General features: G+C 63.5%; 24 protein-coding genes. 19 read left to right on the top strand and 5 right to left on the bottom strand.

Annotation, left to right across the window (positions count from 1 at the left end):
* Positions 1-52: 52 nt before the first annotated feature.
* The 3 genes from P3T43_RS28045 to P3T43_RS28035 all read left to right on the top strand — a co-directional run bounded on the left by P3T43_RS28045 (position 53) and on the right by P3T43_RS28035 (position 3629).
* Positions 53-1702, top strand: a complete 1650-nt coding sequence (locus P3T43_RS28045) for a bifunctional aspartate transaminase/aspartate 4-decarboxylase (protein WP_429284263.1) — start codon at positions 53-55, stop codon at positions 1700-1702.
* 143 nt (positions 1703-1845) lie between these two features.
* On the top strand, positions 1846-3075 hold the full coding sequence (locus P3T43_RS28040) for a pyridoxal-phosphate-dependent aminotransferase family protein (protein WP_429284262.1): 1230 nt from the start codon (positions 1846-1848) through the stop codon (positions 3073-3075).
* A gap of 314 nt (positions 3076-3389) precedes the next feature.
* Positions 3390-3629 (top strand): DUF6900 domain-containing protein, encoded by a 240-nt coding sequence (locus P3T43_RS28035; RefSeq protein ID WP_429284261.1) that lies wholly within the window; start codon positions 3390-3392, stop codon positions 3627-3629.
* A gap of 61 nt (positions 3630-3690) precedes the next feature.
* On the opposite strand, the gene P3T43_RS28030 is transcribed toward P3T43_RS28035, so the two are convergent.
* The gene (locus tag P3T43_RS28030) at positions 3691-4902 is read right to left on the bottom strand and encodes an MFS transporter (protein WP_429284260.1); all 1212 of its coding nucleotides are present in this window, start codon (positions 4900-4902) and stop codon (positions 3691-3693) included.
* Between the two features lie 377 nt (positions 4903-5279).
* Between P3T43_RS28030 and xdhA the strand changes: the two genes are divergently transcribed.
* From xdhA to xdhC, 3 genes are read left to right on the top strand one after another with little or no spacing between them, the layout of a single operon-like run.
* A complete protein-coding gene (gene xdhA / locus P3T43_RS28025; RefSeq protein ID WP_429284259.1) occupies positions 5280-6797 on the top strand; it encodes a xanthine dehydrogenase small subunit in 1518 nt (505 codons plus the stop codon).
* A 26-nt stretch (positions 6798-6823) separates the two neighbouring features.
* Positions 6824-9202, top strand: a complete 2379-nt coding sequence (xdhB, locus tag P3T43_RS28020) for a xanthine dehydrogenase molybdopterin binding subunit (protein ID WP_429284258.1) — start codon at positions 6824-6826, stop codon at positions 9200-9202.
* Positions 9203-9227: 25 nt separating this feature from the next.
* The gene (gene xdhC / locus P3T43_RS28015; RefSeq protein ID WP_429284257.1) at positions 9228-9803 is read left to right on the top strand and encodes a xanthine dehydrogenase accessory protein XdhC; all 576 of its coding nucleotides are present in this window, start codon (positions 9228-9230) and stop codon (positions 9801-9803) included.
* Positions 9804-9901: 98 nt separating this feature from the next.
* Here xdhC and P3T43_RS28010 read toward each other — a convergent pair whose 3' ends face one another.
* From P3T43_RS28010 to P3T43_RS28000, 3 genes are all read right to left on the bottom strand, one after another.
* Complete coding sequence (locus tag P3T43_RS28010) at positions 9902-10888, bottom strand: LysR substrate-binding domain-containing protein (RefSeq protein WP_429284256.1); 987 nt, start codon at positions 10886-10888, stop codon at positions 9902-9904.
* 177 nt (positions 10889-11065) lie between these two features.
* Positions 11066-11707, bottom strand: coding sequence for a 2-hydroxychromene-2-carboxylate isomerase (locus P3T43_RS28005; RefSeq protein WP_429284255.1), 642 nt, complete (start codon positions 11705-11707; stop codon positions 11066-11068).
* Positions 11708-11878: 171 nt separating this feature from the next.
* The gene (locus tag P3T43_RS28000; RefSeq protein ID WP_429284254.1) at positions 11879-13318 is read right to left on the bottom strand and encodes a TAXI family TRAP transporter solute-binding subunit; all 1440 of its coding nucleotides are present in this window, start codon (positions 13316-13318) and stop codon (positions 11879-11881) included.
* 592 nt (positions 13319-13910) lie between these two features.
* Between P3T43_RS28000 and P3T43_RS27995 the strand changes: the two genes are divergently transcribed.
* Together P3T43_RS27995 and P3T43_RS27990 are read left to right on the top strand one after the other, a co-directional pair.
* A complete protein-coding gene (locus P3T43_RS27995; protein ID WP_429284253.1) occupies positions 13911-14279 on the top strand; it encodes a BON domain-containing protein in 369 nt (122 codons plus the stop codon).
* Positions 14280-14497: 218 nt separating this feature from the next.
* The gene (locus P3T43_RS27990) at positions 14498-14752 is read left to right on the top strand and encodes a hypothetical protein (protein WP_429284252.1); all 255 of its coding nucleotides are present in this window, start codon (positions 14498-14500) and stop codon (positions 14750-14752) included.
* Between the two features lie 136 nt (positions 14753-14888).
* Here the strand turns inward: P3T43_RS27990 and P3T43_RS27985 are convergent, their stop codons facing one another.
* On the bottom strand, positions 14889-15677 hold the full coding sequence (locus P3T43_RS27985) for a sulfite exporter TauE/SafE family protein (RefSeq protein ID WP_429284251.1): 789 nt from the start codon (positions 15675-15677) through the stop codon (positions 14889-14891).
* 617 nt (positions 15678-16294) lie between these two features.
* Between P3T43_RS27985 and P3T43_RS27980 the strand changes: the two genes are divergently transcribed.
* From P3T43_RS27980 to P3T43_RS27930, 11 genes are all read left to right on the top strand, one after another.
* Positions 16295-16471: a Flp family type IVb pilin gene (locus P3T43_RS27980; protein ID WP_429284250.1), complete on the top strand. Its 177-nt coding sequence runs from the start codon at positions 16295-16297 to the stop codon at positions 16469-16471.
* A gap of 79 nt (positions 16472-16550) precedes the next feature.
* A complete protein-coding gene (locus P3T43_RS27975; RefSeq protein ID WP_429284249.1) occupies positions 16551-17060 on the top strand; it encodes an A24 family peptidase in 510 nt (169 codons plus the stop codon).
* 12 nt (positions 17061-17072) lie between these two features.
* Positions 17073-18020, top strand: a complete 948-nt coding sequence (gene cpaB, locus P3T43_RS27970) for a Flp pilus assembly protein CpaB (RefSeq protein ID WP_429284248.1) — start codon at positions 17073-17075, stop codon at positions 18018-18020.
* 52 nt (positions 18021-18072) lie between these two features.
* The gene (locus tag P3T43_RS27965) at positions 18073-19575 is read left to right on the top strand and encodes a type II and III secretion system protein family protein (protein ID WP_429284247.1); all 1503 of its coding nucleotides are present in this window, start codon (positions 18073-18075) and stop codon (positions 19573-19575) included.
* Between the two features lie 22 nt (positions 19576-19597).
* A complete protein-coding gene (locus P3T43_RS27960; RefSeq protein WP_429284246.1) occupies positions 19598-19972 on the top strand; it encodes a CpaD family pilus assembly lipoprotein in 375 nt (124 codons plus the stop codon).
* A gap of 27 nt (positions 19973-19999) precedes the next feature.
* Complete coding sequence (locus P3T43_RS27955; RefSeq protein WP_429284245.1) at positions 20000-21220, top strand: AAA family ATPase; 1221 nt, start codon at positions 20000-20002, stop codon at positions 21218-21220.
* A complete protein-coding gene (locus tag P3T43_RS27950; RefSeq protein WP_429284244.1) occupies positions 21220-22617 on the top strand; it encodes a CpaF family protein in 1398 nt (465 codons plus the stop codon). The genes P3T43_RS27955 and P3T43_RS27950 overlap by 1 nt, the downstream gene beginning before the upstream one ends.
* Positions 22614-23588, top strand: coding sequence for a type II secretion system F family protein (locus P3T43_RS27945; protein ID WP_429284243.1), 975 nt, complete (start codon positions 22614-22616; stop codon positions 23586-23588). Before P3T43_RS27950 ends, P3T43_RS27945 begins: the two co-directional genes overlap by 4 nt.
* Positions 23585-24547 carry a type II secretion system F family protein gene (locus P3T43_RS27940; RefSeq protein WP_429284242.1) on the top strand — a complete coding sequence of 321 codons (963 nt, stop codon included), beginning with the start codon at positions 23585-23587 and terminating at the stop codon, positions 24545-24547. The genes P3T43_RS27945 and P3T43_RS27940 overlap by 4 nt, the downstream gene beginning before the upstream one ends.
* On the top strand, positions 24544-25443 hold the full coding sequence (locus P3T43_RS27935) for a tetratricopeptide repeat protein (protein WP_429284241.1): 900 nt from the start codon (positions 24544-24546) through the stop codon (positions 25441-25443). The genes P3T43_RS27940 and P3T43_RS27935 overlap by 4 nt, the downstream gene beginning before the upstream one ends.
* The gene (locus tag P3T43_RS27930; RefSeq protein ID WP_429284240.1) at positions 25440-25934 is read left to right on the top strand and encodes a TadE/TadG family type IV pilus assembly protein; all 495 of its coding nucleotides are present in this window, start codon (positions 25440-25442) and stop codon (positions 25932-25934) included. Before P3T43_RS27935 ends, P3T43_RS27930 begins: the two co-directional genes overlap by 4 nt.
* The last annotated feature ends 46 nt before the right edge of the window (positions 25935-25980 follow it).

Raw genomic sequence — 25980 nt, 5'->3', positions numbered from 1 at the left:
GCAGAAGCGTGCTCGCCGCCGACGTACTTCACCTTGCAATGGAGAATGCATCATGGCAAAAGGCAAAAGCGAAACCGAACAGGCCAAGCTGGCAGCACTCAGCCCGTTCGAACTGAAGGATGAACTGATCAAGGCGGCCGGCGGCGGCGCCGTGGAGCGTGCTGCCAACGTCTCGATGCTCAACGCCGGGCGCGGCAATCCGAACTTTCTGGCGACCATCCCGCGTCATGGCTTCTGGCAACTGGGCCTGTTCGCGATGCGGGAGTCGGAGCGCTCGTTCGCGTATATGCCCGAAGGCGTGGGCGGTTTCCCGCGTCGCGACGGGCTCACGGAACGCTTCGACCTGTTCCTGCGGGAAAACAAAGGTGTGCCAGGTATTGATTTCCTGCGCGGCGCCATCTCGTACGTGCGCGATCAACTGGGTCTTTCGGCGGGCGACTTTCTGTACGAGATGTGCGAAGGCATCCTTGCCTCGAACTATCCGGTGCCGGACCGCATGCTCAAGCTCTCGGAAATCATTGTCGGTCAGTATCTGCGCCGCGAGATGATCGGCAAGCATCCGTTTGTCGGCGAGTTCGATGTTTTCGCGGTGGAAGGCGGCACCGCGGCGATGACATATATCTTCAACACGATGCGTGAAAACCGCCTCATCAAGGCGGGCGACACGATCGCGCTCGGCATGCCGATCTTTACACCCTACATCGAAATCCCGCGTCTGAACGACTATCAACTCAATGTCGTGAATCTCGAAGCCGCGGTGGAAAGCGGCTGGCAGTATTCGAAGAAGGAGCTCGACAAGCTGCGCGATCCGAAGGTGAAGGCCTTCTTCCTCGTCAATCCGAGTAACCCGCCTTCGGTGAAGATGAGCGACGAGAGCCTTCAATACATTGCCGAGATCGTCAAGGAACGCCCGGACCTGATCCTGCTTACCGACGATGTCTACGGCACCTTCGCCGACGAATTCGTCTCGCTGTTCGCGCTTGCGCCGAAAAATACGATTCTGGTGTACTCATATTCGAAGTACTTCGGTGCGACCGGTTGGCGGCTCGGCACGATCGCGACGCATCGCGACAACGTGCTGGACAGGCTGCTCGCCGAACTGCCGAAGGACGTGAAGAAGGAACTGCATACGCGTTACGAATCCATCACCACGGAGCCGGACAAGCTGAAATTCATCGACCGTCTGGTGGCGGATAGCCGCACGGTCGCGCTGAATCACACCGCGGGCCTGTCGACGCCGCAGCAGGTGCAGATGGTGCTGTTCTCGCTGTTCTCGTTGATGGATACGCCCGACGCTTACAAGAACGCCCTGAAGCGGCTGATCCGCAAGCGCAAGCAGGCGTTGTACGAGGAGGTGGGTATCTCCTTCCAGGACGACGATCCGAATCAGGTCGACTACTACACGATTCTCGATATCGAGTTTCTTGGCGAGCGGATGTTCGGCCGCAAGTTCGTGGACTGGCTGCTCAAGAACACGGAACCGACCGAGTTGCTGTTCCGTCTGGCCCGCGAAGCGCGGGTGGTGTTGCTGCCGGGCAAGGGCTTCGGCACGCAGCATCCGTCGGGGCGGGTGTCGCTGGCGAATCTCAACGAGTCGGATTACCGGCAGATCGGTCGCGCCATGCGCAAGCTGATCGAGGAGTATGTCGAACGCTACAACGCGGATACCGGTGGCAAACTCGACAAGCATGCGGTGAAGTGAAGCCGCGCCAACGCGGCGGCCCGCGTTGTCAAAAAACTTGCACAATCGGCCGGATCGGTGAATGATCGACAAGCGGCCTCGCCAGCATCACTGTTGGCGAGGCCGCTTGCACCTCCAGCTGCTTGACTTCCTCCGTACCGATCATGCCAATCACTACTTCCATTCCAGTGCCCTGTCCGGTCGTCGAATCGCTCGACGCCATCCTCCCCGAAGAACCGCTGCTGATGATGGGCGCGGGTCCCGTGCCGATTCCCGCCGCCGTCGCCAAGGCGAACACGGTGGTAATCAATCACCTTGGCAATACGATGGTGAAGGTGATCGGCCAGGTGAAGACCATGGCGCGTTACGTGTTCCAGACGCACTCGAAATGGGTGCTGGGGGTGGCGGGCCCGGGTTCGGCCGCGATGGAAATGGCCATCTCCAATCTGGCCTGGACGGGCACACGCGTGCTCAGCATCAAGAACGGCTTTTTCAGCGCACGGATGGCGGAGATGGGACGGCGCGTCGGCGCCGAAGTGACGACGCTCGACGTCGCGGATCGCGCGGTGGCGACGCTCGAGCAGGTGGCCGAGGCGATTCGCCGCGTGCGGCCGGAAGTCGTCACGATCGTGCAGGGTGAGACCTCCAACACGGTCGTGAATCATCATCTGAAAGACATCGCGGCGCTGGCGAAAGCCGCTGGTGCGCTGGTCGTCGTCGACGCCGTATGCACGCTGAGCACGATGCCGCTGGAGATGGACGCCTGGGGTATCGACGCGGTGATTACCGGCGGCCAGAAAGGCTTGTCGTCGATCCCCGGCGTTTCGCTGATTGCCTTCTCGGATGCAGCATGGGAACGGGTGAAGGGCCGCACGGCGCCGAGCGCACACTGGTGTCTCGACGCGTCGCTCGCGGAAAATTTCTGGCACAACGCCGGCTACCACTACACGGCGCCGGTTTCGGGTGTGCTGGCTTTGCACGAGGCGCTGCGCCTCGTGTGCGCGGAAACGCTCGAGAAGCGTTTTGCGCGGCACCTGAAGTGTTCGGTGGCGCTACAGGAAGGCATCACTGCGCTGGGATTGCAGCTCTATACGCCGCAGGAATTCCGGCTGAACTCGGTGGTCGGCATCGAGGTTCCCCAGGGCCTGAGCCCCGGTGACATCTGCGCTCACATCTCGCGGCAGCATCAGGTGGAAATCTCGGGCTCGTTCGGATTGCCGATCGTGCGTATCGGTCAGATGGGTGAGCAATGCCGCGAACATAACCTGTTCCGGACGCTGCACGCGCTGGGCCGGACCGTGCTGGATCTGGGCGTAACGGTCGACTTGCCGGCGGGTGTGGCGGCGTTGGAAAAGTCGCTGTCGGGTGGGGCGCGTGGGACGGCGGCACGGTAGTCCGGCGTGACCGTGCGGGTCGGCTGACTGGGCCGACGGAGCTTATCCGGCTCATCCGGCTGATCGCCGTGTGCATCGCCGTGTGCGGTCGTGTGGAGTAAGAGGGCGCTCTTTGCGCCCTTTTTCACGTCTGTTGCCGGCAGATGCAAGCGTCTTTTTTGGAGTAGAGCTTCAACCTGCGACTGCAGGTCACGTACCAGGTCAGCCTTTCCTTACTATTATTACAACTGAAGGTTGATGTAAATCAAAGGCTGACAGGGCAACAGTGATTTCTCATGTGAGGTGTCACGCCCCGCCTGTAAAGGGGGTACGAAATGAGCAATACCATCCACGACGAGCGTCTCGAATTGCTGCGGACGATTTCTACCGACGTCCTCGGCATCGAGCAACTCGAGCAAACCGGCAAGCTGACGAAGGACCTGCGGATCATCCACATCGAGGATCTGGCCCACGCGCTGGAGGCCGCCTACGACGCAGGCTTGATGGTCGGGCATCGCGTGGCGCTTGGCACCGATGACGAGGCCCGGTCGATCAGTGAGGTTTTCTTTCCTTGAGTCCGCGACCGGCCAGCCGGTTGCAAACCCGGCCATCACTACGCTACGGGCGCAGCAACCGTCAGGTCGCCGCCGGCGCGTTCGGCAGGCGGGCGTGTCGCATATACAGCACGGTCGACAGCGCTCCCGCAGCCGCGGCGGACACGGCCGCAAACAGGAACACCGAGCCGTAGCCGAATTCACCGGCAATATAGCCGGCGAGCGGCCCGGTAATCCCCAGCGACAGGTCGAGAAACACCGAGTACGCCGACAGCGCCGCGCCACGGCTAGCCGGCGGCACCAGACCGACCGCTTCGACGCCGAGTGCCGGAAACACCAGCGCGAAGCCAAAGCCGGTCAATGCGGCGCCCGCAAGCGCAAAGTGGGGCTCGGGTGCGAGCCAGAGCATCAGCAGGCCCACGCATTCAAACGCGAACGACGCGATCGCCACCCGAAAACCGCCATACGTCTTGATCGTATTGGCGAACAGCAGGCGCGCGCCGATAAAAAGTGTGCCGAACACGGTCAGCGACAGAGCCGCATTGGGCCAATGCCGCGCGGCGTAGAACAGGGTGATGAAGGTGGCGATCGAGCCGAAGCCGGCCGAGCCGAGCGCGAGGCCCAAGCCGTGCGGCAGGACGCGCATGAACACGCTGCGGTACGACATCCGCTCGCCATGCACCACAGGCACGGGCGCAATGCGCCGCGCGAGGGTGTAGCCCAGGGCACCCAGTGCCATCACGACGATGCCGAGCGCCGTATAGCCGACCAGATGCGCAATCGCCACTCCGAGCGGCGCGCCGATCGCCAGCGCGCCGTAGGTGGCAATACCGTTCCACGAGATCACCCGCGCGTTGTGCGAAACCCCGACCCGGCCGATTCCCCACAGAATCGCGCCGGTTCCGCACAGGCTTTCGCCAAAGCCGAGCACCAGCCGGCTCAGCACCAGCAGCCCTAGACTGATCCCGGGCCAGCGCCCGCACAGCACGGCGACCAGCAGCATCACGCCGCTGACGCCACAGCCGATCAGCCCGATCGCCACGGTCCGCTTCGGCCCGAGCGTGTCGGCCGAGCGGCCGGCCAGCGCGCGTGAGGCGAGCGTAGCCACGTATTGCACGCTGATCGCCGCCCCGGCGATGATTGCGCTGAAGCCGAGGTCGTCGTGGACGTAGCCAGGCAGCACCGCCAGCGGAATTCCGATGGTCAGATAGCAAATAAACGTGAAAAAAACGACCGGAATGATCTGCAGGGTCGTCGCGAATTCGCTGCGCGGGGTGGCTGTGTCGACGGACATGGGGAAAACGAGACTTGAAAACGGCGGAAAGACGTGATTTTCCCATGGAACCGATTCCCTTGCAGGCGTTCCTGAATAGTTTTGGTCGGGAAAATACGGTGTCGGATCGATATAACGGCCGGATTTCGGCTTTGCTTCCGTTTCCTGTGCGGTAATAAGAGTCAGAAATTTGGCCGAAACGCGCTATTTTTGCAAAAAATGTCGTGAAATGACGGTCACGGTATAAGCCTTATATGCGCCGGACTCATGTCTTTATCGTTTCAACGATATGTCCCGCATGCGCGCCTCGCTATGGGTTGCAGATATTGACGGTGATAAGTTCGAATCATCACTGCAGCATTGTCCCCACGGACAAAGAACAACCGAGAGTCAGAGACATGAGCCAGCCGATCCGCTTCTACCACCGCAACGCGATCCGCGAGATCACGAATGCGCCCGTCACCCGCACCGTCCTGCAGTATCTGCGTGAAGACGCGCACTGCACCGGCACCAAGGAAGGGTGCGCCGAAGGCGACTGCGGCGCGTGCACGGTCGTGGTCGGCGAGCCCGACGCGGCGGGCGGCGTCAATTTCAAGGCGGTCAACGCCTGCATCCAGTTCCTGCCCACGCTCGACGGCAAGGCCCTCTTCACGGTTGAAGACCTGCGTCAGCCGGACGGCTCGCTGCATCCGGTTCAGGAGGCGATGGTCGAATGTCACGGCTCGCAGTGCGGCTTCTGCACGCCAGGCTTCGTGATGTCGATGTGGTCGCTGTACGAAAAACATGGCCACGAACATCGCTGCGCCAACCGCACGGTGCCCTCGCGCGACGACATCAGCAACGCGCTGACCGGCAACCTGTGCCGCTGCACCGGCTACCGGCCAATTGTCGACGCGGCCGTGCGGATGTTCGAAGCCCCGGCTCCGAAGGCGCCGGTCGATCTGGCCGCGCTGTCGGCCAAGCTCGCCACGCTCAAACGCGGCGAGACTTTCCACTACGAATTCGCCGGCCAGCAATTCGACGCGCCGCGCACGGTCGCCGCGCTCGCCGAGATCAAGGCCGCGCAACCGGCCACGCGGATCCTCGCGGGCAGCACCGATATCGGCCTGTGGGTCACCAAGCAGATGCGCGAGCTCGGCAATATTGTCTACGTCGGTCAGATCGAGGCCTTGCAGCGTATCGAGGTCACGGGCGACTGGATCGAGATCGGTGCGGGCGTCAGCGTGGAGTCGGCCTATGAGGCGCTCGCGAAGCACTATCCGGAGCTCACCGAAATGTGGAAACGCTTCGCCTCGCTGCCGATCCGCAACGCCGGCACGCTCGGCGGCAACATTGCGAACGGCTCGCCGATCGGCGATTCCATGCCCGGCCTGATCGCACTCGGCGCCCATGTGGTGGTGCGCGGCGGCGAGATCGAGCGCGAAATGCCGCTCGAAGACCTGTATCTCGCTTACCAGAAGAAGGACATGGCCGAGCACGAGTTCGTCGTCGGGCTGAAGGTGCCGACCCGCACCGGCGCGCGCCAGAACCTGCAGTTCCGCACCTACAAGCTCTCCAAGCGCTTCGATTCGGATATCTCGGCGGTGTGCGCGGCGTTCTCGTTTATCGCGGACGGCGACACGATCCGCGAGCCGCGTATCGCTTTCGGCGGCATGGCGGCGACTTCGAAGCGCGCGACCCACGCCGAAGCCGTGCTGCGCGATGCGCAATGGCACGAAGCCACCGCGCAGGCCGCGATGATCGCGCTCGGCAACGACTACGCGCCGCTCTCCGACATGCGCGCCACCAGCAACTACCGTCTCGACGCGGCGAAGAACACGTTGTATCGCTTCTGGCTCGAAACCCGTCCGCATAATCCGCTGCCCAAGTCCGCGCTCGACGTGCGCGCGGTGGAACCCGCCGGCGCGAACGCCTGAACCTGTCACGGATACGGAGAAACAGCATGAATCAGCAAGCAGAACCGTTCCTGAAGGACGCTCAGGACCTGGATAATCGCATTGACACTTTCACCCAGGTGCATGTCTCGCGGCCGCATGAATCCGCGCATCTGCACGTGAGCGGCCGCGCCACCTACACCGACGACATTCCGGTGCTCGCCGGCACGCTGCACGCGGCGCTCGGCCTGTCGTCGAAGGCGCACGCGAAGATCGTCTCGATGTCGCTCGACAAGGTGCGTGCGACGCCTGGCGTGGTCGCCGTGTTCACGGCGCAGGACATTCCCGGCGTCAACGACGTGGGGCCGATCATCCATGGCGACGACCCGATCCTCGCGGACGGTGTGGTCCAGTACGTCGGCCAGCCGATGTTCATCGTCGTGGCGGTTTCGCATGAAGTGGCGCGCCTCGCCGCCCGTCGCGGCGAAGTGGTCTACGAGGAATTGCCGGCCATTCTCACCGCGCAGCAGGCCCGCGCCGCGAATCAGCACGTGCTGCCGCCCATGAAACTTGCGCGCGGCGATGCCGGCGCAAAGATCGCGCGTGCCGCACGTCACGATGCCGGGGAAATGCTGCTCGGCGGTCAGGAGCAGTTCTATCTGGAAGGCCAGATTTCGTATGCGGTGCCGAAGGACGACGACGGCATGCACGTCTACTGTTCGACCCAGCATCCGACCGAAATGCAGCACCTGGTGGCGCACGCGCTGCACGTGCCGTCGCACAACGTGCTGGTCGAGTGCCGCCGGATGGGCGGCGGCTTTGGCGGCAAGGAATCGCAGTCGGGCCTGTTCGCGTGCTGCGCCGCGATTGCCGCCTGGAAGCTGCTGTGCCCGGTCAAGCTGCGTCCGGACCGCGACGACGACATGATGGTGACGGGCAAGCGCCACGATTTTCACTACACGTTTGAAGTCGGCTACGACGAGAAGGGTGTGATCGAAGGCGTGAACGTGGACATGACCTCGCGCTGCGGCTTTTCGGCCGATCTGTCCGGTCCCGTGATGACGCGTGCGCTGTGCCACTTCGACAACGCGTACTGGCTCCCGGACGTCACGATCGACGGCTTCTGCGGCAAGACCAACACGCAGTCGAATACTGCCTTCCGCGGCTTCGGCGGCCCGCAAGGGGCGTTCGCGATCGAATACATCATGGACAACATTGCGCGCTCGCTCGGCGAAGATTCGCTCGACGTGCGCCGCCGCAATCTGTACGGCAAGACAGAGCGTAATCAGACGCCGTATGGTCAGGTCGTCGAAGACAATGTGATCCACGAACTGATCGACGAACTCGAAGCCACCAGCCAATATCGCGCGCGTCGCGCCGAGATCCAGGCGTTCAACGCGAACAACGCAGTCCTGAAGAAAGGGATGGCGCTCACGCCGGTCAAGTTCGGCATTGCGTTTAACGTGACTCACTTCAACCAGGCCGGCGCGCTGGTGCACATCTATACCGACGGCTCGGTGCTGGTGAATCACGGCGGCACGGAGATGGGCCAGGGGCTCAACACGAAGGTCGCGCAAGTGGTCGCGCATGAACTCGGCATCAGTTTCAACCGCGTGCGCGTCACCGCAACCGACACCAGCAAGGTGGCGAATACCTCGGCGACGGCGGCCTCGACGGGCTCCGATCTGAACGGCAAGGCCGCCCAGGACGCGGCGCGCCAGTTGCGCGAGCGCCTCGCCGCGTTTGCCGCGGTTCGCTACGGTGCCGGCGAAGTGAGCGCGGCGAGCGTGCGCTTCGGCCACGACCGCGTGGCCATTGGCGACGCCGTGGTGCCGTTCGACGAGATCATCGCCAAGGCCTATCTCGCCCGCGTGCAGTTGTGGTCGGACGGCTTCTACGCGACGCCGAAACTGTACTGGGATCAGTCGAAGCTGCAAGGTCGTCCGTTTTACTACTACTCGTACGGTGCGGCGGTGTCGGAAGTCGTGATCGACACGCTGACCGGCGAAATGCGTGTGCTGCGCGCCGACGCGCTGCATGACGTGGGGGCATCGCTGAATCCGGCGCTCGATGTCGGTCAGGTGGAAGGCGCCTTCATTCAGGGCATGGGCTGGCTCACGACCGAAGAGCTGTGGTGGAAGCCGGACGGCAAGCTGATGACGCATGCCCCGTCGACCTACAAGATCCCCACTGTGAACGACACGCCGCCGGTCTTCAACGTCAAGCTCTTCAAGAACCGCAATGCGGAAGACAGCATTCACCGTTCGAAGGCGACGGGCGAGCCGCCGCTGCTGCTGCCGTTCTCGGTGTTCTTCGCGGTTCGCGATGCGGTGGCGAGCGTGGGCGACTACAAGGTCAACCCGCCGCTGAACGCGCCTGCGACGAGCGAAGAAATCCTCAAGGCAGTCGTTGCCGTGCGTGCCGCGACGAGCGCTGGCCGTTACTAACCGCAGCGCTACCGGGATGCTAGCGATGGATATGCCTTCTTTCGTTCAGATCGGCCGGCGCAGCAGCCATGTTGCGTCGCGCCCCGCGCCGATGCACATCGTGCTGTTCGGCGCGGGTCACGTCGGGCACGCGCTGATCGCGTTGCTCGGGAGCCTGCCGTGCGTCGTGCAATGGGTCGACGAGCGTGATGAACTGTTTCCTGACGAAGTCCCCGCCAACGTGCAGGTCGAGGCGACCGACACGCCGGATGCCATCGTCGATACGGCGCCGGCCGGCGCGTACTTCCTGGTGATGACGCACAATCATGCGCTCGATTTCTCACTGGCCGCGCGTATTATGCGGCGGCGCGATTTCACCTACTTCGGCATGATCGGCTCGAAGACCAAGCGCGTGAAATTCGAACGGCGGCTGATCGAGCGCGGGGTGGATCTGGAGCGGCTGGAAGAGATGACCTGTCCGATCGGCGTGGGCGGTATTGTCGACAAGGCGCCGCAGTCTATTGCCGTGGCCGTGTGCGCGGAGTTGCTGCAGGTGCGCTCGCGTGAGGCGGTACGGCCGGTGTCGGCGCTGATGTCGCTCGAGGTTTGTGCGAGCGTTTGAATGGGCGTTTAACGGATGGTCGCGCGAGCGTTTGACACGGGCCGCCAGACCATCTGAGCGCCCGACCGGCGGCTACGCTACTTCACGCATCGGCGTGCTTACGCCGCCTCTTCCCCCGAACCTTTCCCCACCGTACTCGCGCGCTTCGCCCGCCGGGCCTTCTGCGCGCACAAGCGGTCCGATACCTGCGACATCAACGTGCGCAGCCAGCTCACATCGCTCGGGCGATCCGGCTGCGGATGCCAAAGCTGATAGCACCGGATCCGCGGAAACGGAATCGGCACGTCGACCACGGCAAGCGGCAAGATGTTCGCGTAGTGCGTGGCGAAGCGGCGCGTCGTCGTGAAGATCAGATCCGATTGCAGCAGCACTTGCGGCACGAGGCCGAAGTAGGGCAGCGTCGCCACGATCCGCCGCTCGGCGCCGGCTCTCGCGAAGCCGGTATCGATCGCTCCGCCGCTCGCGCCGCTGTATGGCGTCGGTGCGAGATGCGGGGCCGCCAGATAGATGTCGCGGGTCAGCGGCGCCTGCGCGAGCGGGTGGTCCGCACGCATCAGACACACCACCGTGTCCGCGAACAGATCGCTTTTCTCGAAGCGGATATCGGGCTTCGGCCAGTTGCCGATCACCAGGTCCAGTTCGCCTGCATCGAGCGCGGCCGAGTGGTCGAGCGTCGGCGTCAGCGATTCGATTTCCAGACGCGCGTGCGGCGCCGCCTCACGAAACTGCGCGATCACGGTCGGCATGAAGAAATCGTTCAGATAGTCCGGTGCCGCCACCCGGAAGGTGCGCCGCGAGCGGCCCGCGTCGAAGTCGCCATGCGGAGTCGCCACGAAATCCACTTCACGCAGCACCTGTTGCGCGGATGGCAGCAGCGATGCGCCGTATTCCGTGGGCACCATGCCGGCTTTGCCGCGCACGAGGATCGGGTCGTTGAGGATCTCGCGCAGCCTGCGCAGCGCGGTGCTGATCGCGGGCTGGGTCTGGTTCAGGCGCAGCGCCGTCTGCGTGACGCTGCGCTCGACGAGCAGCGTGCGCAGCACGCGCACGAGCCAGATATCGAGGGAGGCGGCGGTGTCGTCCATGGATCAGGTGCGCGGATCAGACTCGGGAGAGGCGTCGTTCGGAGCCCTTAACGGGGCGCTCGCGAAGCGGGGCGCGAAGTCTATAACCTTAGGCCCGTTTGTCGTGCGGCCGCCATAGCGGGTGCGGTATCCCCGGGATCACACAGGGGCCACCAGCACGCAGGACGAGCGTAACCGTCAGCCCTGCAACCCGGACGGCAGCGAACTGATCCGCTTCACTTCCTTCGATTCCAGCCAGTTCGGCGTGCGCGCGCAGTACAGCACCATCGGCAGCGCATCTTCGCCCCAGAACAACTGGTCGTTCAGCCAGAAAGTTGGCACACCGAACACACCCAGCGCGATCGCATCGGCGGTGTTGCGGCGCAATTGCGCCTTGATCGCCTCCGCCTGGATCAGCTCGGGTCCATCGGGCAAACCAACCCGCTCGCACAGCGCGGCGAAGCCTTCGTCGGTCGACGGGTCGCGCCCCTCGCGCCAGATGAAGCGAAAGATTTCCCGCACGACGTTGATGTCCGCCTTGGCGGCGATAGCGAGCAGCAGCGGTTTGGTCGAATCGAACGGATGGGCCGGCGGCATCCTGAATGGAATGCCAAGCTGGTCCGCGCGAAACAGCGCGTGACGGTACACGAACACGCGCTTGGCGGGCACGCCGTACGAGGAGCGCTGACCCCAGTGCTGATACAGATCGTTCAGTACAACCGGTGTGACGCCGAATGGAAAGCCCGGCCATTTGTCATGTTGCTCGAGCAACAGGTAGGTAAACGGCGAGACAAAGTCGTAAAACCACAACGGTTGCGAGGCGTCGATGCCTTCGGTCATAAATGTCTCCCGGATTGCTCGGATCTGGACGGAGCGGCAGCGGTCAGGCGCATGGGTTACGCGTGTCCGTTACACGCGTCTGCTAAACCATCCAGTTTGTCGTGATCTTACGCGGAGCCGAACTCCTGTGCAGTACTGGATGTCTTCAACGCGTGCTGAAATGCAAGGCGTTCAAACCGTCTGCGAAGGCGTGGTGGACGGCTTTTCCGGGGCGCCGTGCTCCGGCTCCGGACTTTCGCTATCGGCACGCGGGCGGGCTGCCTCGAGCGGCGGCTCGCCGCCCTGCGTCAACCGGTCGTGCACGAAGCCGATATGCTCGCGCAACACATAGAACTGGTCGGCGTAGGCGAGCGGCATTTTCAGTCCGTTGACCGATTCCTCGATCGCATCGAGGCGTTCGATCAGCGACTGGCGCTCTTCGGCGGAAGTCTCATTGAGCGCGCTGCGTTCGATGGCGATCAGCGCGCCGTACCAGCGATAGATCCGCGATTTCACCCGCCACGCATACAGCGCCGGCACGAGTCGCAGCGCCGGCACCAGCAGCACGATCAGCGGCACCACGACCACCAGCAGGCGGTCCGCGAGGCTCGCCAGCCAGAACGGCAGGATCCGGTAGAGGAAGCTCTTGCCCGACTTGTAGTAGCGCGCGGCGTCATCGCTGATCGGAAAGTCGTGCGCGAGCGGCGCCGGGAACTCGCCGGCGTGCTGCATCACATTGGCCTTGCCGTGCACTTCGCGGGCCGCTTCGATCAGCAGGTCGGAGAGCGCCGGATGCAGCGAATCGCGCGCCACCAGTTCTTCGGTCGGTGCGACCATCTGGATCGGCGCCGACGGCAGGTTCTTGCCGAGATCGAAAGCGCCCATCGGCAGCTGGATCTGGGTCAGATAAGGAAAGCGCCGCGCATACGCTTCGGCCTGCGTAAAGTTGTAGAACTGCACCTTCGGCGTGCGGTAGAGCTTACCCATGACCGGCGGCTGCGCGGAATCGCCGGTCAGGAATGCCGCATCGACCTGGCCGGACACCAGCGCCTGGGCGGCATCGTCGCCGGAGAGCGACAGCAGTTGGGTGGGCCCGCCGGGTTCGATGCCGTTGGCCTTCAGGAGCGCCAGCGCCAGTTCGCGCGTGCCGCTGCCTTCTGCGCCGATCGCGAGGCGCAGGCCTTTGAACTCGGATAGCCGGGTGACGGTGGGGCCGTGGTAGAAGATCGCGAGCGGCACATACGCCACGCTGCCGAGCGACATCAGGCCGGGCGGGACCGGGCCCGGCGCCACGCCATCCTGCACGAAGCCCACGTCGACCGTGCCGTGCGGGTCGGAGAGGCGCTGCAGGTTATCGGCGGAGCCCGCGGAGGGCAGCACGTTGAGCGTGATGCGGTTACGCGCGAGGATCGCCTTGTACTTCTGCGCGGCGTTCCAGAAGGTGCTGCCTTCGGGGCCGGTGGTGATGGTCAGGGTGTTGGGCGGCGCGGGCTGGATCAGGCGCACGGCAACCCAGATGGCGGCGACGCTGATCAACAGGATGGGACCGAACGACACCGCCAGATCGCGCCACGAGATTGCCACGAAACGGGCGACGAGGCGGGCAGGTTTGCGGCCGGTGGGAGACTTCATTGGATGGTGTGAGGGCGACGAGGGTTCGGGTGAATGGACTGGATTCAGGCCGCCTGCAGGCCGCGCGGCGGTGGGCTGCGTCGGCCCGGCTGGTCCCACGGGATTGCCGGCTGGCCGCGGCGGGCCGGCTGGCGCGGCGGACGGCCTGTTCGCGCCGATGGTACATGAGATTGACGTCGCGGCGGCAGGTGCCGCGACCCATCAGTCCCACAAACCCGTAACAAAACGTGAACCAGGCGTAAATGAGGTGTGGGCCGGACGCATCGGGTGGCCGCCATCCTTCGCTAAACCCTTTGCGCTTCTGGCGCGCGTAGATTAAATTGTGCATCGCTGCTGTGATTCAACGTTTGCGCAGCGCGACCCGGCGCGACAAAGTAGAACCGGGCGCGTTGGCCGACTTCGCGGCTCGCTGGCTGGTGCATCGCAATGCGATGGCCCAGGCCGGCATCTCTCGCCTCTCGCACACCGTGTCGAAATCCCAAATCGGCCGTGGCCCAGCCGCGCCTATGCGCGGCCGCGACGGCCGCCCGAAGTCGTAACGAAGCCGCTTGCTTGTTAGATGCGGTCATAACCGAAGTAAACAGGAGAAATCATGAAATCGGTCGATTTTCTGAAGGCGCTGGGTGGTGTGGTGGCAGTGGTTGTTGCGTGCAACACGTACGCACAGTCAAGCGATGCAATGGCTTCGTCGGGCGCCGCAATGGCTGCTCCGAGCGCCAAGGCGGTCAAGAAAGCTGACCGCGCATTGGGTCGCAAAGTGCGCGGCGCGCTGGCCAAGGCTCAGGGTATCGACGTGTCGAGCATCTCCGTGCGTGCTCGTAGCGGCGCAGTGACATTGACGGGTTCGGTGCCTGACCAAGGCCAGATCGAGAAGGCTGGCGACGTCGCCAAGGGCGTCGACGGCGTGTCGTCGGTGTCGAACAAGCTGACGGTGGTGCTGCCGAACGGTGGTGGCAACTAACTGACGGACGCCGCTCGCGGCGCCTTCAGAAGTGCCCAAAACGGGCTCCGGCGGATCGCCGGAGCCCGTTTTATTTTTGGGTAGATCCCACGCTGGCTGTGGCGCGGCGGAGCATGGCCGATGCGAGCTATATGCGTGGTGCGTTGTGACACACAATTTTCGCTGGTTGAGGCGTACTGTGAAGGCTGGGAACCGGAGTGAACCCGGAGTGGACCGAAATGGACATGACCTTTCAGCGCTATGCAGACCTGCCGATTGGCGATCGGGCAGCCTTCGAACTGGTGTGCGCGCGGCATGGCTTCGCGCCGGCGCACTTTGAAATCACCGGGTCGGCCGATCCGGACGATATCGAGCATCTACGCCGCCTCGTGACCGTGCGGCGCGGCGGCTGGGCGCAGTCTTATCGCGCCGATGAGGCCGGCTACTGGATCCGGCAGTTCGAGAGCGACCTGACCTGCCGGTTCTTCAAATAGCGGGTTGGCCGGACATTGAGCCGTAAAAACCGGCTGCCGGGTCTGGCTGTCTGGACTTGCCGCGTCGGACAGCCTGGATGCCGCAGTCCGCGCTCGTGTGAAGTGTGGCGTGGGCTGGCGTGGTCTGGCTTAGTTGTCAGGACATCACCAGTTTCACGCCAACCAGCGTCAGCGTGGCGGCGAGGACGTTGCGTAGGAGCGCATCCGGCGCACGCGCGGACAGGAAGCTGCCGATCGCGATGCCCGGCAACGAACCCACCAGCAGAGACAGCAGCATCGACCAGTCGATCGAGCCGAGCAGCCAGTGGCCCGCGCCGGCGAGCAGCGTGAGCGGCACGGCATGGGCGATGTCCGAGCCGACGATGCGCGTGGTGGGTAGTCGCGGATACAGCAGCAACAGCACGGTCACGCCAATCGCCCCGGCACCCACCGAAGTCAGCGACACCAACACACCCAGCACCGCTCCCGTCAGCACGGTCAGACCCAGTGTGCGACCCTGGGTGAGCGAGCTTTGGCGGCCCGCGCCGAGCTTCGCAAGTTGCGGCCGGAATATCAGCGCCACGGCCGTAATCAGCAAAGCGGCGCCCAGCACGATCTGGATCAGCCGGCTCGCGCCCGGCGTATCCATCCCATAGCGGTGCAGCAGGATCAGCGTCACGGTAGCGGCGGGGACGCTGCCGGCGGCGAGCCGCGTGGTCACCTGCCAGTCCACCGAGCCCTTCAGGCCGTGCACCAGCGTGCCGGTCGCCTTGGTGGCGGCGGCGTACAGCAGATCGGTGCCGACGGCGGTAGCGGGGTGGACCTTGAACAGCAGGACCAGGATCGGCGTCATCAGCGAGCCGCCGCCGACGCCGGTCAGTCCGACCAGGAAGCCGACGAACAGGCCGGAGAGCGAATACAGGAGTTCGATGTGAGGGAGTGCCATGGAGCGGACCGCTGCCGGTCGTATGGGGTTGCAAACCGCAACCTCGACTCCGGCGCGTCCCACGACGGAGGTGGGGCCATCGGCGCGAACTGGTGCGGCAAAGCCGCTATTGTCGCAAAACTGGGGCGTTAGCGTGTCGGATGCGTGCGATGGGGCGCCGCAGCAAGCTCAACGTTCCGAACCGATACGGTCAGTATTACTGTGCATCTCGGTTTTGCTGTTTGCGCGATTGCCCGTTTCGGGTCCTGAATATCGCACCAGGATAAGCACCTACGCCGTCCGGATTTTGTGAACTGCATGGTCGCAAGTCGTTCAGTGAGATATTCCGCGCCGGATGGTTCGCGCAAACGTTAAATCAATCCAATTTCCAGTCCTGAACGATTTTCAAAGGTGCCCGAAATATCATCGGGCGCAGGAAATTTCGTTAGACCTCCCTAAAGTTTCTTTCGGTTTCGCCGTAAGACTGATACCGGTCGTCCCAGCTCGAAGTGCGAAGCAAGGGTTTTTTTCGCCTGTTCACTTTTTTTATCTGGGCGAGAAGGGCATGGGATACGGCTGGCTATACCCGGTTCCTGGCCTTCCCGGGCGAATCCTACTTTCTGTTTTCGGGGAAATAAATGAGCAAATTTCTTAAAGTATTCGTGCGTGACGAGCGTGGCGTCAGCGCCATGGAATACGCCATTCTGGCGGGCATCATCGTTGTTGCGCTGACGGCGATCGGCGCAACTTTCACCACCGGCGTAAGCGGTATCTTCACAAACCTGTTTGCCAAGGTCACAGCGGCAGCAGGCTGATCGATCGTGCCCGAGGTCTGGGCTCGCTTTGTCTGGACCTCCTTTTGCCTCTGTCCCGTTTTCCGATACCGCGTCCATCGTGCACCTACTGTCTCTCGCCATCCGTCTCGTCGTACTGTGCGCGCTGCTCTGGCTCGCCATGGTCGACGTTCGTTCGCGACGCTTGCCGACCCGGGTCGTGCTGGCGATAGGTGCGCTGTTTTTCGTCGACGCGGCCATTCTTCGCCTGACCATCGACCAGGTGGCTGTCCACCTGGGGCTGGCACTGGGTGTGTTCCTTTTCTGCGCTGCGCTGTTCGCGGCAAAGATGCTTGGCGGAGGCGATGCAAAGCTTGCCTCGGTCGTTTTCCTGTGGGTCGGCCTGAGTCTCGCGGTACCGGCCCTGACGCTGATTTCAGTGGTCGGGACGGTGGTGTCCCTGATCAGTCTTGCGACGCGAAACATGAGTCCGGACCAACGTTCGCGGCCGTTACGGGTCCTGGCGATGTTCTCGGGAGCGCGCGGCGTCCCTTACGGCGTAGCGCTTGCGTTCGGCGGCGGTCTGGCCATTGTGCTGCCCGCCTTGCTGCCTCTGATTCTGAAGCGATAGGACGTCGTCTCCATGTCAAATGTCATTAAATCCGCCGTGCTTTTCGTCGGGGCACTGATGATCGCCCTGATCGTGCGCGTGGTGATCATGAGCGGTTCGCATCAGACGAAGCCGGTGGTCGATACGCAGAAGGTGCTGGTGAGTGCCGCCGACCTGCCGCAAGGCCTGCTGCTGCGCGACGCGGATCTTGGCTGGAAGGCCGTGCCGGTCGCCGAGGTGGCGGTGGGCGCCATCGTTGCCGGTGTGCCGGGCGCGCCGGATCTGAAGGGTGCGTTGCTGCGCCATGCGACGGCCAGCGGCACGGTTCTCATGGCCGAAGACGTGATCCTGCCGAACGCCCCCGGCTTTCTCGCGGCGACGCTCAAGCCTGAAATGCGCGCCGTGTCGGTGGCGGTCGATGACGTGTCCGGTAACGCCGGTCTGATCCAGCCGGGCGACTACGTCGACCTGTTGCTCACGCAACAAATGGACCGCCGCACGGATTCACCTGACCTCGCGGTGTCGAGCGAGACCGTTGTCGAACACGTTCGGGTACTGGCGGTGGGGTCGGAAATCCAGCGACCGAAGAGCGGTGACGCCACTGACGCAATCGGTAACCGTGCCCGCACTGTCACGCTGGAAGTCACGCCGCGCATGGGCGAGGTCGTGTCCGTCGCGGCTCGGCTCGGTAGCCTGTCGCTCGCACTGCGCAGTTTCGCGACGGCCTCGCGCGATCCGGATGCTTCGAAACCGGCTTCCTCGGCTCAGCGTGCACCGGTTTGGGCTGGCGACATCTCGCGCGCCGTGCGCGATCTGCCGCGAGCGCACGCGGTCCAGGTCTCCGCCGCCGCGCCCGCAGCCGTCGCGCCACGCGCGGTGGCGATCTATAGAGGTTCCGAGAAGGCCGACGCAACCGCAACGGCAGCAGCGGGAGGCGACAGCACCCCACCACCGCTGCCTGCCGTTCCCCCGCAGCGCTGATGCCGTTCAAACCGCTGAACCCGGTCCATTCGCCAGGATAGAGAGACGTCAAATGCCGTTCAGTCCGATTTGCAAAGCAACATGGGTGATGGCTTGCGCGGTGTTGTGCGCGGCACCGGCACTCGCGGCTTCCCCACAGACGGCCAAGGCGCACGCCGCCGCCGTTCGTGCGGCACGCGCCGCGGCGTCGCGCGCCGCAGTGGTCCGGGTTGCCGCCGTGGTGCCGGCCCGCATGCCGGATTACGCGACGGGGCCGCTCAACCTCAGCGAAGGTAAAGGCACGCTGGTCCGTTTGAACGAAGACGCCAGTTCGGTCTTCGTCGCGGATCCGGCAGTGGCGGACGTTCATGTCCCGTCGCCAAGGGCCGTTTTCGTGCTCGGCAAGAAGACCGGTACGACGACGCTTTATGTGCTCGGCGCGAACAACAAAGCGCTGGTGCAGCGCACGGTGGTCGTCGGGCGGGACATGGACGGCCTGCGCAGCATGATTGCGGCGCGCTTTCCAGGCATGGACGTGCAGTTGAGCACGGGTCTCGGCTCGTTGCAGCTTTCCGGCAAGGCGGCCAACCCGGCCGACGCCGACGCCGTCGTCCAGGCCGTCACGCCCTATCTGGCGGAGAAGGAAGTCCTGATCAACCGCATGGTCATCGACCATCCGCTGCAGGTCCAGTTGCGCGTGCGCATCACGGAAGTGGACCGGAACGTCACGCAGCAACTCGGGATCAACTGGCAGGCGATGGGCAGCGCGGTGGGCAATTTCTACGGCGGCGTCTTTAGCGGACGTCCGATCTACAACCTGGCCCAGCCGATAGTCAACGGGACCCAGACCAGCTATCCGGTGAACCTCGCGACCAACAATGCGTATTCGCTGTTCGGCGCGTTCAAGACCAACAACGTCAATATTCAGGCGCTGGTCGATGCGTTGAATCAGGAAGGATTGCTGACCGTTCTCGCGGAGCCGAATCTCGTGGCGCTGTCGGGGCAGACCGCCAGCTTTCTCGCCGGTGGCGAATTCCCGATTCCGGTGTCGCAGACCAACGGCGCGATCTCCGTCGAATTCAAGCAGTTCGGCGTGAAGCTCGATTTCACGCCCACCGTGATGAACGATCACCGGATCAGTCTGAAGGTCCGTCCGGAAGTGAGCCAGATCGACACGTCGGTCAGTGTGACGACGGGCGGCATCACCGTGCCGGGTCTGAGCGTGCGCCGCGCGGATACGACCGTCGAGCTGGGCAGCGGCCAGAGCTTCGCGATCGGGGGCCTGTTGCAGAGCAATACCACCGACATCATTTCGCAGATTCCGGGCGTGGGTTCGATTCCAATTCTGGGCAAGCTGTTCTCGTCGTCGAACTACCAGAACAACAAAACGGAACTCGTGATCATGGTGACGCCGTATCTGGTCGAGCCCACCGATTCGTCGAAACTTCGCACGCCGCTCGAATCGCTGATGTCGCCCAGTAGCGATATCGAATACAGCTACCGGCGCCAGGCTGGCGACGGCCCCACTGCGTCTGACCAACCGCGTCTGGTCGGCGCGGCCGGATACGTCTATTAAGCCGCTTATCGAGCCCGACATCATGAGAATCGTCCGTCTTCTTACGCTTTTTCTCGCCTGCGCGGTTGCGGCCAGTGTCAGCGGATGCTTCCAGCCGCCGCGCGGCATGCCGGATCAGTCGACGATAGGCTTCGACGGCCATTCCGCCGTGCCGCCCGATTGCGCGAGCCTGTCACGTCCTTCGTTGCTGACGGACGCGGGCTTGCGTCGCCCGAGCATGGAGTGGGGATGCGCGACTTATACCAATCTCGCGGCACAGGTTGCGAATCCGCAGGACCTTGTCAACCCGCAGCGCCTAGGCCCAGCCGACGCCGCTGTCGCGGCGAGCGCGGCGCATCGTTACGAAACCGGTCATGTGATCCCGCTCGACACAGGCACGTCGCGCGATTCCAAGTGATGCGAGCAACCCTCACGGACGAACATCATGAGCACGACTGAGTTCAACTTCACGAAGAGCAACCCGGGCGTCCGGGTGGCGGATTTCGTTGCGTTTGTCAACGACCGCAAGACGGAGCAGGTACTCAAGGCCTTTGTCCTCGACCAGGCGATGCCGCATACGCACATTGCGATCGGCAGCGTCGACGACGCAATCGCGTATCTATCGAAAATCGGCCGTTCGCCGCAGTTCCTGCTTATCGACCTGCACGATTCGGGGATGCCGCTCTCGGACCTCGGCCGGCTCGCTGAGGTGTGCGAACCATCGGTGCAGGTCGTGGCGCTCGGCGAGCGTAACGACGTCGGGCTGTTCCGCAGCCTGCTGAAAATCGGCGTGCGCGATTATCTGGTCAAGCCGCTCACCGTCGAGTTGCTCAAGCGGACCGTGAACGTCGCCGAGGGCAAAGTCAGCCCGGTGATGCTGGCGCGTGCCGGTAAAACCATCGCCTTCGCGGGCACGCGGGGTGGGGTCGGCACGACCACGATCGCACTCAACGTGGCCCGCCATCTGGCCGAAGACACGCACCGCCGGGTGGCCTACGTCGATCTGAACCTGTACGGCGGCGCGGCGAACTGCATGCTCGGCATCCAGAGCAACAACGGCCTGACCGATGTGCTGCAGAACGTGCACCGGCTCGATCCGCAGTATGTGGAGCGCACGCTCGTTGCAAAAGGTCCGCGGCTCTTCATGCTGTCCGCTGAACTCGACTACGGCAGCGCCCAGCCGTTCGCAGCCGGCGCGCTGGAGCGCGTGCTCGAACTGCTGTGTGACAGCTTCCACTACGTGATTCTCGACGTCGGCAATCTGACTGATCCACTGGCCGGCGACGCGTTCGATTTTGCCTCGCGCGTCTATCTGGTCGCCGACCGCTCAGTACATTCGACCCGCGAGACGATACGCGTGCTGCGCTTCATCGAGGATCGCGACAACAATCCGCCCACCTCGCTGCTGCTGAACAACGCGAACGCTGCGAGCGCCGGCAAGGTGCAGGTAGCGGACTTTACGGCGGCCGTCGGACGCGCGGCTTTGTATGAGATTCCATTCGAAACCAAGGCCATCTCGATCGCCGAGAACCTTGGCGAAGCACCGCATGAAAAGGCGGCAAACGGCTTCAATCAGAACATCACGCGCATCGGACACGACCTGACCGGACAGCCTTCGACGGCCGAACGTACCTTCTTCCAGAAGCTCAGACTCAGGAGAAGCTGATGTTCGGGCAAAAACAGGTGCGCGTGTCTGACGCGACAGACGAAGCCACAGCCGCAGCCGCCGAAGCGGCCGCGGTACTGGAAGCGGCTGCGGCATCTGCCGCGGCGCGCGCCAATAGCTCCGAAGGCAACGAGACGCTGGTCCGCTCGGAACTGTTCAAGACTATCCGGACCGGCGTGTTCACCTTGATGAACGCGTCTGCGGCTGTGGGCAGGACGCGCGAGCAGATGAAGCCCGGCGTCGAGCAGCTCGTGCTGGAAATTGCCGAGCGCGAGCATCTGAACATCACGATTTCCGAGCAGGGGCAGATCGTTGGCGAGTTGCTGAACGACATGTTCGGTCTGGGACCGATCGAACCGTTGCTCGCCGATGAAACGATTACCGACGTGCTCGTCAACGGACCGGATCAGGTCTACGTGGAACGGCACGGCCGGCTCGAACTCACGCCCTACAAGTTCCGCGACAACACGCACGTGGTCAACGTGGCGCAACGCATCGCGGCGGGCGTCGGCCGGCGGGTTGACGAAAGCAGCCCGATGGTCGACGCGCGTCTGGCGGATGGCAGCCGGGTCAACGTCGTGCTGCCGCCGCTCGCGATCCATGGCGCGACCATCTCGATTCGTAAGTTTTCCAAACGAAATATCACGCTTCACCGGATGGCGCAGCAGGGCAACATGTCGCAGCAAATGGCGAACCTGCTCAAGCTCGCGAGTACCTGCCGGCTCAACATCATCGTGTCAGGCGGGACGGGTTCCGGCAAGACGACGCTGCTCAATGCGTTATCGCACTTCATCGGGCTCGGCGAGCGCACCATCACCATCGAAGATGCGGCCGAACTACAGCTCGTGCAGCCGCACGTCGTGAGTCTCGAGACACGGCCGGAGAATGCCGAAGGGCTCGGCGGCGTGGCGCAGCGTGATCTCGTGCGTAATGCGCTGCGGATGCGCCCCGACCGCATCATCCTCGGTGAAACGCGCGGCCCGGAAGCCTTCGACGTGTTGCAGGCGATGAATACGGGTCACGATGGCTCGATGACCACCATCCACGCGAACACCCCGCGTGACGGCATTACCCGGCTCGAGAGCATGGTGATGATGGCGAACGGCAATCTGCCGCTGCTGTCCATTCGCCGGCAGATCGCGAGCGCGGTGCACCTGATCGTGCAGATCGAGCGGATGCGTGACGGCATGCGCCGGGTGACGCGGATCACCGAACTGGTCGGCATGGAAGGCGACGTCATCATTACCCAGGATCTGTTCACGTTTCGCTACGACGCAACGGCCTACAGCGAAGAGGTCAAGGGCGTATACGAGTCGGCGCTGGTGCGCCCGGCGTTCTCGGCGCGCGCAGCCTATTACGGGCTCGAGGACGCCTTGCTGGAGGCGATGAGGCCATGAGCCGGATCGACCTGCTGACCCTCTGTGCTTTCACCCTGGTACTCATGTTCGGCGTGATGGTGCTGACCGTGCAGGACATGCGCAACAAGCAGCCGCACGCACGCATCAAGGCGCGCATGGATGAGATGTTTGCTGCACACGGCGTCCGAAGCCGGGACGCCAGGGCACACCAGACCAACCTGTTCGCGGCCAGCAAAAGAGAAAACGTGTTCAGCCGCTGGTACGGCCCGAAGGTGGCACGCCTTCGCACCGTCGCGGGGAAGAGCGGCGTTCGCACGGTCTGCGTCGCAGCGGTGGCTGGCGAACTGCTCGCCCTGCTAATGACACGCTTTATGCCGCTGCCCGATTTCGTCAAACCGTTGCTGGTTCTCGGGTTACCCGTGTTCGCGGCCATGCGCTCGTACGGGTTTCTGGTCCAACGCTTTCGCAAGCGCTTTCTCGATAGCTTTCCGGACGTGATCGACCTGATCGTGCGTGCGGTGCGCGCAGGTGTCCCGGTGACGCAGGTTATCGGCACCGTGTCGAGTGAATGCGTCGAGCCGATACGTCACGAGTTCAAATTGATGAGCGATTCGCTCCAGGTGGGTCTCGATCTGGAGGAAGTGCTGGCGGTTGCAGTCAGGCGCATCGAGATCGCAGACTTCTCGTTCTTCTGCGTCTGTTTGCTGCTGCAGCGTGAAACCGGCGGCCAGCTCGGCGAAACGCTCGAGGGGCTGGCCACGATCGTGCGGACCCGGCGAGAAATTCGCCAGAAAACGAAGGCGCTAACCGGCGAGGCCCGTATCACGACCAAGATCATGGCGTCCATTCCGGCGTTCATCATGCTGGCCATGTATGTGTTGAATCGGAATTACCTCTTCATTCTGTTTGACACCCACCCGGGACAGAAATTGCTGACGTTTGGCGCGATCTCCATGGTGTTCGGGATGATGGTCATCGGCAAGATTTCCAAACTGGATACGTCAAGATGAGCCAGGCCAGCTTCGAGACATTAATCAACCTGCTCATGCTGCTGGCGCTGTTCGCCGGGCTCACGATCTGGTGGGCGACCAAGCATGGCGGCCGGCGTGGGCGGATCGCCGAGCGCGCCCGGCAGGCGGCGCTCACCCAGCGAGCGGGCGCAATGGAGCTCGAGGAAGTCGAGGAAGGCAGCGGGTTTCGTCAGCGCCTCGTGCGGCGTCTGACCATCATCGGTGACCGTCTTCCGCTGTTCGATGCGAAGTACCGCGCGAAGCTGCAGAAGGAAATGCTGCGCAGCGGCTATCGCAGCCGGGCTGCCGTATCGATCCTGCTCGCGGTCAAATTCGCGATCGGACTGATCAGTGCTGCGCTGACGGTCATGCTGGGCTCCCACATCCCGGTCATTGGTGCGTATCCGGCTGTGCGCGGAGCGCTGATGCTGTTCGTTTTCATCATCGGGATGATCATTCCTGAGTTCGTCACGGGGTTTCGTGGATCGCGGCGCCGTAAGGCGATGGCGGCGTGCCTGCCCGACGCGCTCGATCTTCTCGTGATCTGCACCAACGCGGGTAACAGTCTCGGCGTGAGCATCCGGCGCGTCGCCGACGAACTCGCGACGATCTGCCCGCCGCTCGCAAGCGAATTTGCGCTGACCGCCGACGAACTGAAACTTTCCGGCGACAGCACGAATGCATTGCACGGGTTAGCCGACCGCATCAACCTGCCGTCGATTCGCGCACTGATTGCCACGTTGACCCAGTCCATGCGCTACGGCACGCCGATCACCCAGGCACTGCGTACGTTGTCGCGCACGGAGCGTCTCGCCCACATCGTGTCGCTGGAAGAGAAGGCCGCGAAGCTTGCTCCGAAGATGGTGGTGCCGATGATGCTGTTCATCCTTCCCGCAGTCGTCGCAATCGCGGCTGGCCCGGCCGTCATTCAACTGATCGATGCTATGTCCAAGCAATGAAAAACGCTCACCACACGATTGGCCGATGCACGCTCTCCCCACGGGGAGCGACCTTCCTGCGGGTCGCCGGGCGCGCGGGGCTGGTAGCGCTGCTGGCGGCAAGCGCAGCCTGTACCACGACCACCCAGCACGTCGCCGAGACGCAGCCTGTCATGCGGAATTCGACGCCGAGCAGCATGAGCGAGCTTCGTATTGCGGATACCGCGCTCGACTCGGGCAACCTCGAACTGGCGACGACGCTTTACGACAAGATCGTGAAGTCCGATCCGCGTTCGGTCGAGGGCTTGACCGGGCTCGGCAATACGCTGTACGCGGTGGGCGACTTCACGCGCGCAGGGGTCTATTACGACCACGCGAGCCAGATCGATCCGGCCGCGATCGCGCCGCTGATCGGCGTGGCGCGCGTGGCTATTCACCAGCGCCGTTTCGACGCTGCCATTGTCACCTATCAGCGCGTGCTCGCGGTCACACCCAACGACCCGATGGCGTTGGCCGGCCTTGGCGCGGCATTCGACCTCAAGGGCGATCACCTGGGCGCGCAAGCGGTGTTGCGCGACGGATTGAGCAAGAATCCGGGCGATCCGATGCTGAGCGTGAACCTGGGATTGTCGCTGATCCTGAGCGGCAATCCGCGCGAAGGGGCGAACGTGCTGCTCGACGTCACGCGCTATCCGGCTGCGCCGCCGCAAGCCCGCCAGGACCTCGCGCTGGCGTATGGTTTGCTCGGCAACAAGGACGCCGCAGCGGAAATTCTCGGACACGATCTGCCTAAAGCGTCGGTGCAGGACAATTTGCACTTCTACGAGATTCAGCGCGAGCGTCTCGAACAGCGACCGGGAACGGCAAAAGTCGCAGCGGTGCCGAGCGTTTCCGTGCAGGCCGCGAGCGTCCGATGAAGAGGGCGCCCTGGCAGCGGCATCGCGGGCGGGTTGGCCCACTTGCTGACGACAGCGGGATGTCGGCAATCGAGTTTGCGCTTCTGTCGCCAGTGGTGTTCTTCCTCATTCTGGGCACCGTGGAGCTTGCACTCGACATGGTCGTGGACGCGTCGGTGCAGATCGCGGCGGAGTCGGCTTCGCGGGTTGGCCTGACGACGACCAATCCGGCCACTGGCACGCGTACGGCTGAGGCACAAAGCATCGTGATGGGCATCCTTGGGCGCTGGCAGAGCCTTGGCGGCACAGTGACGATCAACGAGTTGGACTACGCCAACTACAACAATGTCGGTACGTCGACCTATCAGACGGGCATGGGCGGCCTGGGCGATGTCGTCTCCTACCAGATCACCGTCACTTTGCCGACCGGCTTCACGGGCTTGCCCAAATATTTCGGCGTCCCATTGCCGCTGACGTTCCAACGCAATTTTCTTGTGCAGAACGAAAAATGAAACGCACACGACAGAAAGTGTTATCGGCTACACGCCACGCCTGGCG

This window comes from Paraburkholderia sp. GAS41 (genome assembly GCF_050436545.1).
Lineage (GTDB): Bacteria > Pseudomonadota > Gammaproteobacteria > Burkholderiales > Burkholderiaceae > Paraburkholderia.
The sequence above is the reverse complement of the archived record's forward strand: the minus strand, read 5'-3'. Positions and strand labels throughout refer to the sequence as shown.

Excerpts from the sequence above, each read along its gene's own strand:
- P3T43_RS27985 (WP_429284251.1), bottom strand. The coding sequence starts at position 15,677 with ATGGCACTCCCTCACATCGAACTCCTGTATTCGCTCTCCGGCCTGTTC.
- P3T43_RS27940 (WP_429284242.1), top strand. The coding sequence starts at position 23,585 with ATGAGCCAGGCCAGCTTCGAGACATTAATCAACCTGCTCATGCTGCTG.
- P3T43_RS28040 (WP_429284262.1), top strand. The coding sequence starts at position 1,846 with ATGCCAATCACTACTTCCATTCCAGTGCCCTGTCCGGTCGTCGAATCG.
- P3T43_RS28045 (WP_429284263.1), top strand. The coding sequence starts at position 53 with ATGGCAAAAGGCAAAAGCGAAACCGAACAGGCCAAGCTGGCAGCACTC.
- P3T43_RS28010 (WP_429284256.1), bottom strand. The coding sequence starts at position 10,888 with ATGGACGACACCGCCGCCTCCCTCGATATCTGGCTCGTGCGCGTGCTG.
- P3T43_RS27990 (WP_429284252.1), top strand. The coding sequence starts at position 14,498 with ATGGACATGACCTTTCAGCGCTATGCAGACCTGCCGATTGGCGATCGG.
- P3T43_RS27995 (WP_429284253.1), top strand. The coding sequence starts at position 13,911 with ATGAAATCGGTCGATTTTCTGAAGGCGCTGGGTGGTGTGGTGGCAGTG.
- P3T43_RS28030 (WP_429284260.1), bottom strand. The coding sequence starts at position 4,902 with ATGTCCGTCGACACAGCCACCCCGCGCAGCGAATTCGCGACGACCCTG.
- P3T43_RS28005 (WP_429284255.1), bottom strand. The coding sequence starts at position 11,707 with ATGACCGAAGGCATCGACGCCTCGCAACCGTTGTGGTTTTACGACTTT.
- cpaB (WP_429284248.1), top strand. The coding sequence starts at position 17,073 with ATGTCAAATGTCATTAAATCCGCCGTGCTTTTCGTCGGGGCACTGATG.
- P3T43_RS27935 (WP_429284241.1), top strand. The coding sequence starts at position 24,544 with ATGAAAAACGCTCACCACACGATTGGCCGATGCACGCTCTCCCCACGG.
- P3T43_RS27930 (WP_429284240.1), top strand. The coding sequence starts at position 25,440 with ATGAAGAGGGCGCCCTGGCAGCGGCATCGCGGGCGGGTTGGCCCACTT.
- P3T43_RS28000 (WP_429284254.1), bottom strand. The coding sequence starts at position 13,318 with ATGAAGTCTCCCACCGGCCGCAAACCTGCCCGCCTCGTCGCCCGTTTC.
- P3T43_RS27955 (WP_429284245.1), top strand. The coding sequence starts at position 20,000 with ATGAGCACGACTGAGTTCAACTTCACGAAGAGCAACCCGGGCGTCCGG.
- xdhA (WP_429284259.1), top strand. The coding sequence starts at position 5,280 with ATGAGCCAGCCGATCCGCTTCTACCACCGCAACGCGATCCGCGAGATC.
- P3T43_RS28035 (WP_429284261.1), top strand. The coding sequence starts at position 3,390 with ATGAGCAATACCATCCACGACGAGCGTCTCGAATTGCTGCGGACGATT.
- xdhC (WP_429284257.1), top strand. The coding sequence starts at position 9,228 with ATGGATATGCCTTCTTTCGTTCAGATCGGCCGGCGCAGCAGCCATGTT.
- P3T43_RS27945 (WP_429284243.1), top strand. The coding sequence starts at position 22,614 with ATGAGCCGGATCGACCTGCTGACCCTCTGTGCTTTCACCCTGGTACTC.
- P3T43_RS27980 (WP_429284250.1), top strand. The coding sequence starts at position 16,295 with ATGAGCAAATTTCTTAAAGTATTCGTGCGTGACGAGCGTGGCGTCAGC.
- P3T43_RS27960 (WP_429284246.1), top strand. The coding sequence starts at position 19,598 with ATGAGAATCGTCCGTCTTCTTACGCTTTTTCTCGCCTGCGCGGTTGCG.
- P3T43_RS27965 (WP_429284247.1), top strand. The coding sequence starts at position 18,073 with ATGCCGTTCAGTCCGATTTGCAAAGCAACATGGGTGATGGCTTGCGCG.
- P3T43_RS27950 (WP_429284244.1), top strand. The coding sequence starts at position 21,220 with ATGTTCGGGCAAAAACAGGTGCGCGTGTCTGACGCGACAGACGAAGCC.
- xdhB (WP_429284258.1), top strand. The coding sequence starts at position 6,824 with ATGAATCAGCAAGCAGAACCGTTCCTGAAGGACGCTCAGGACCTGGAT.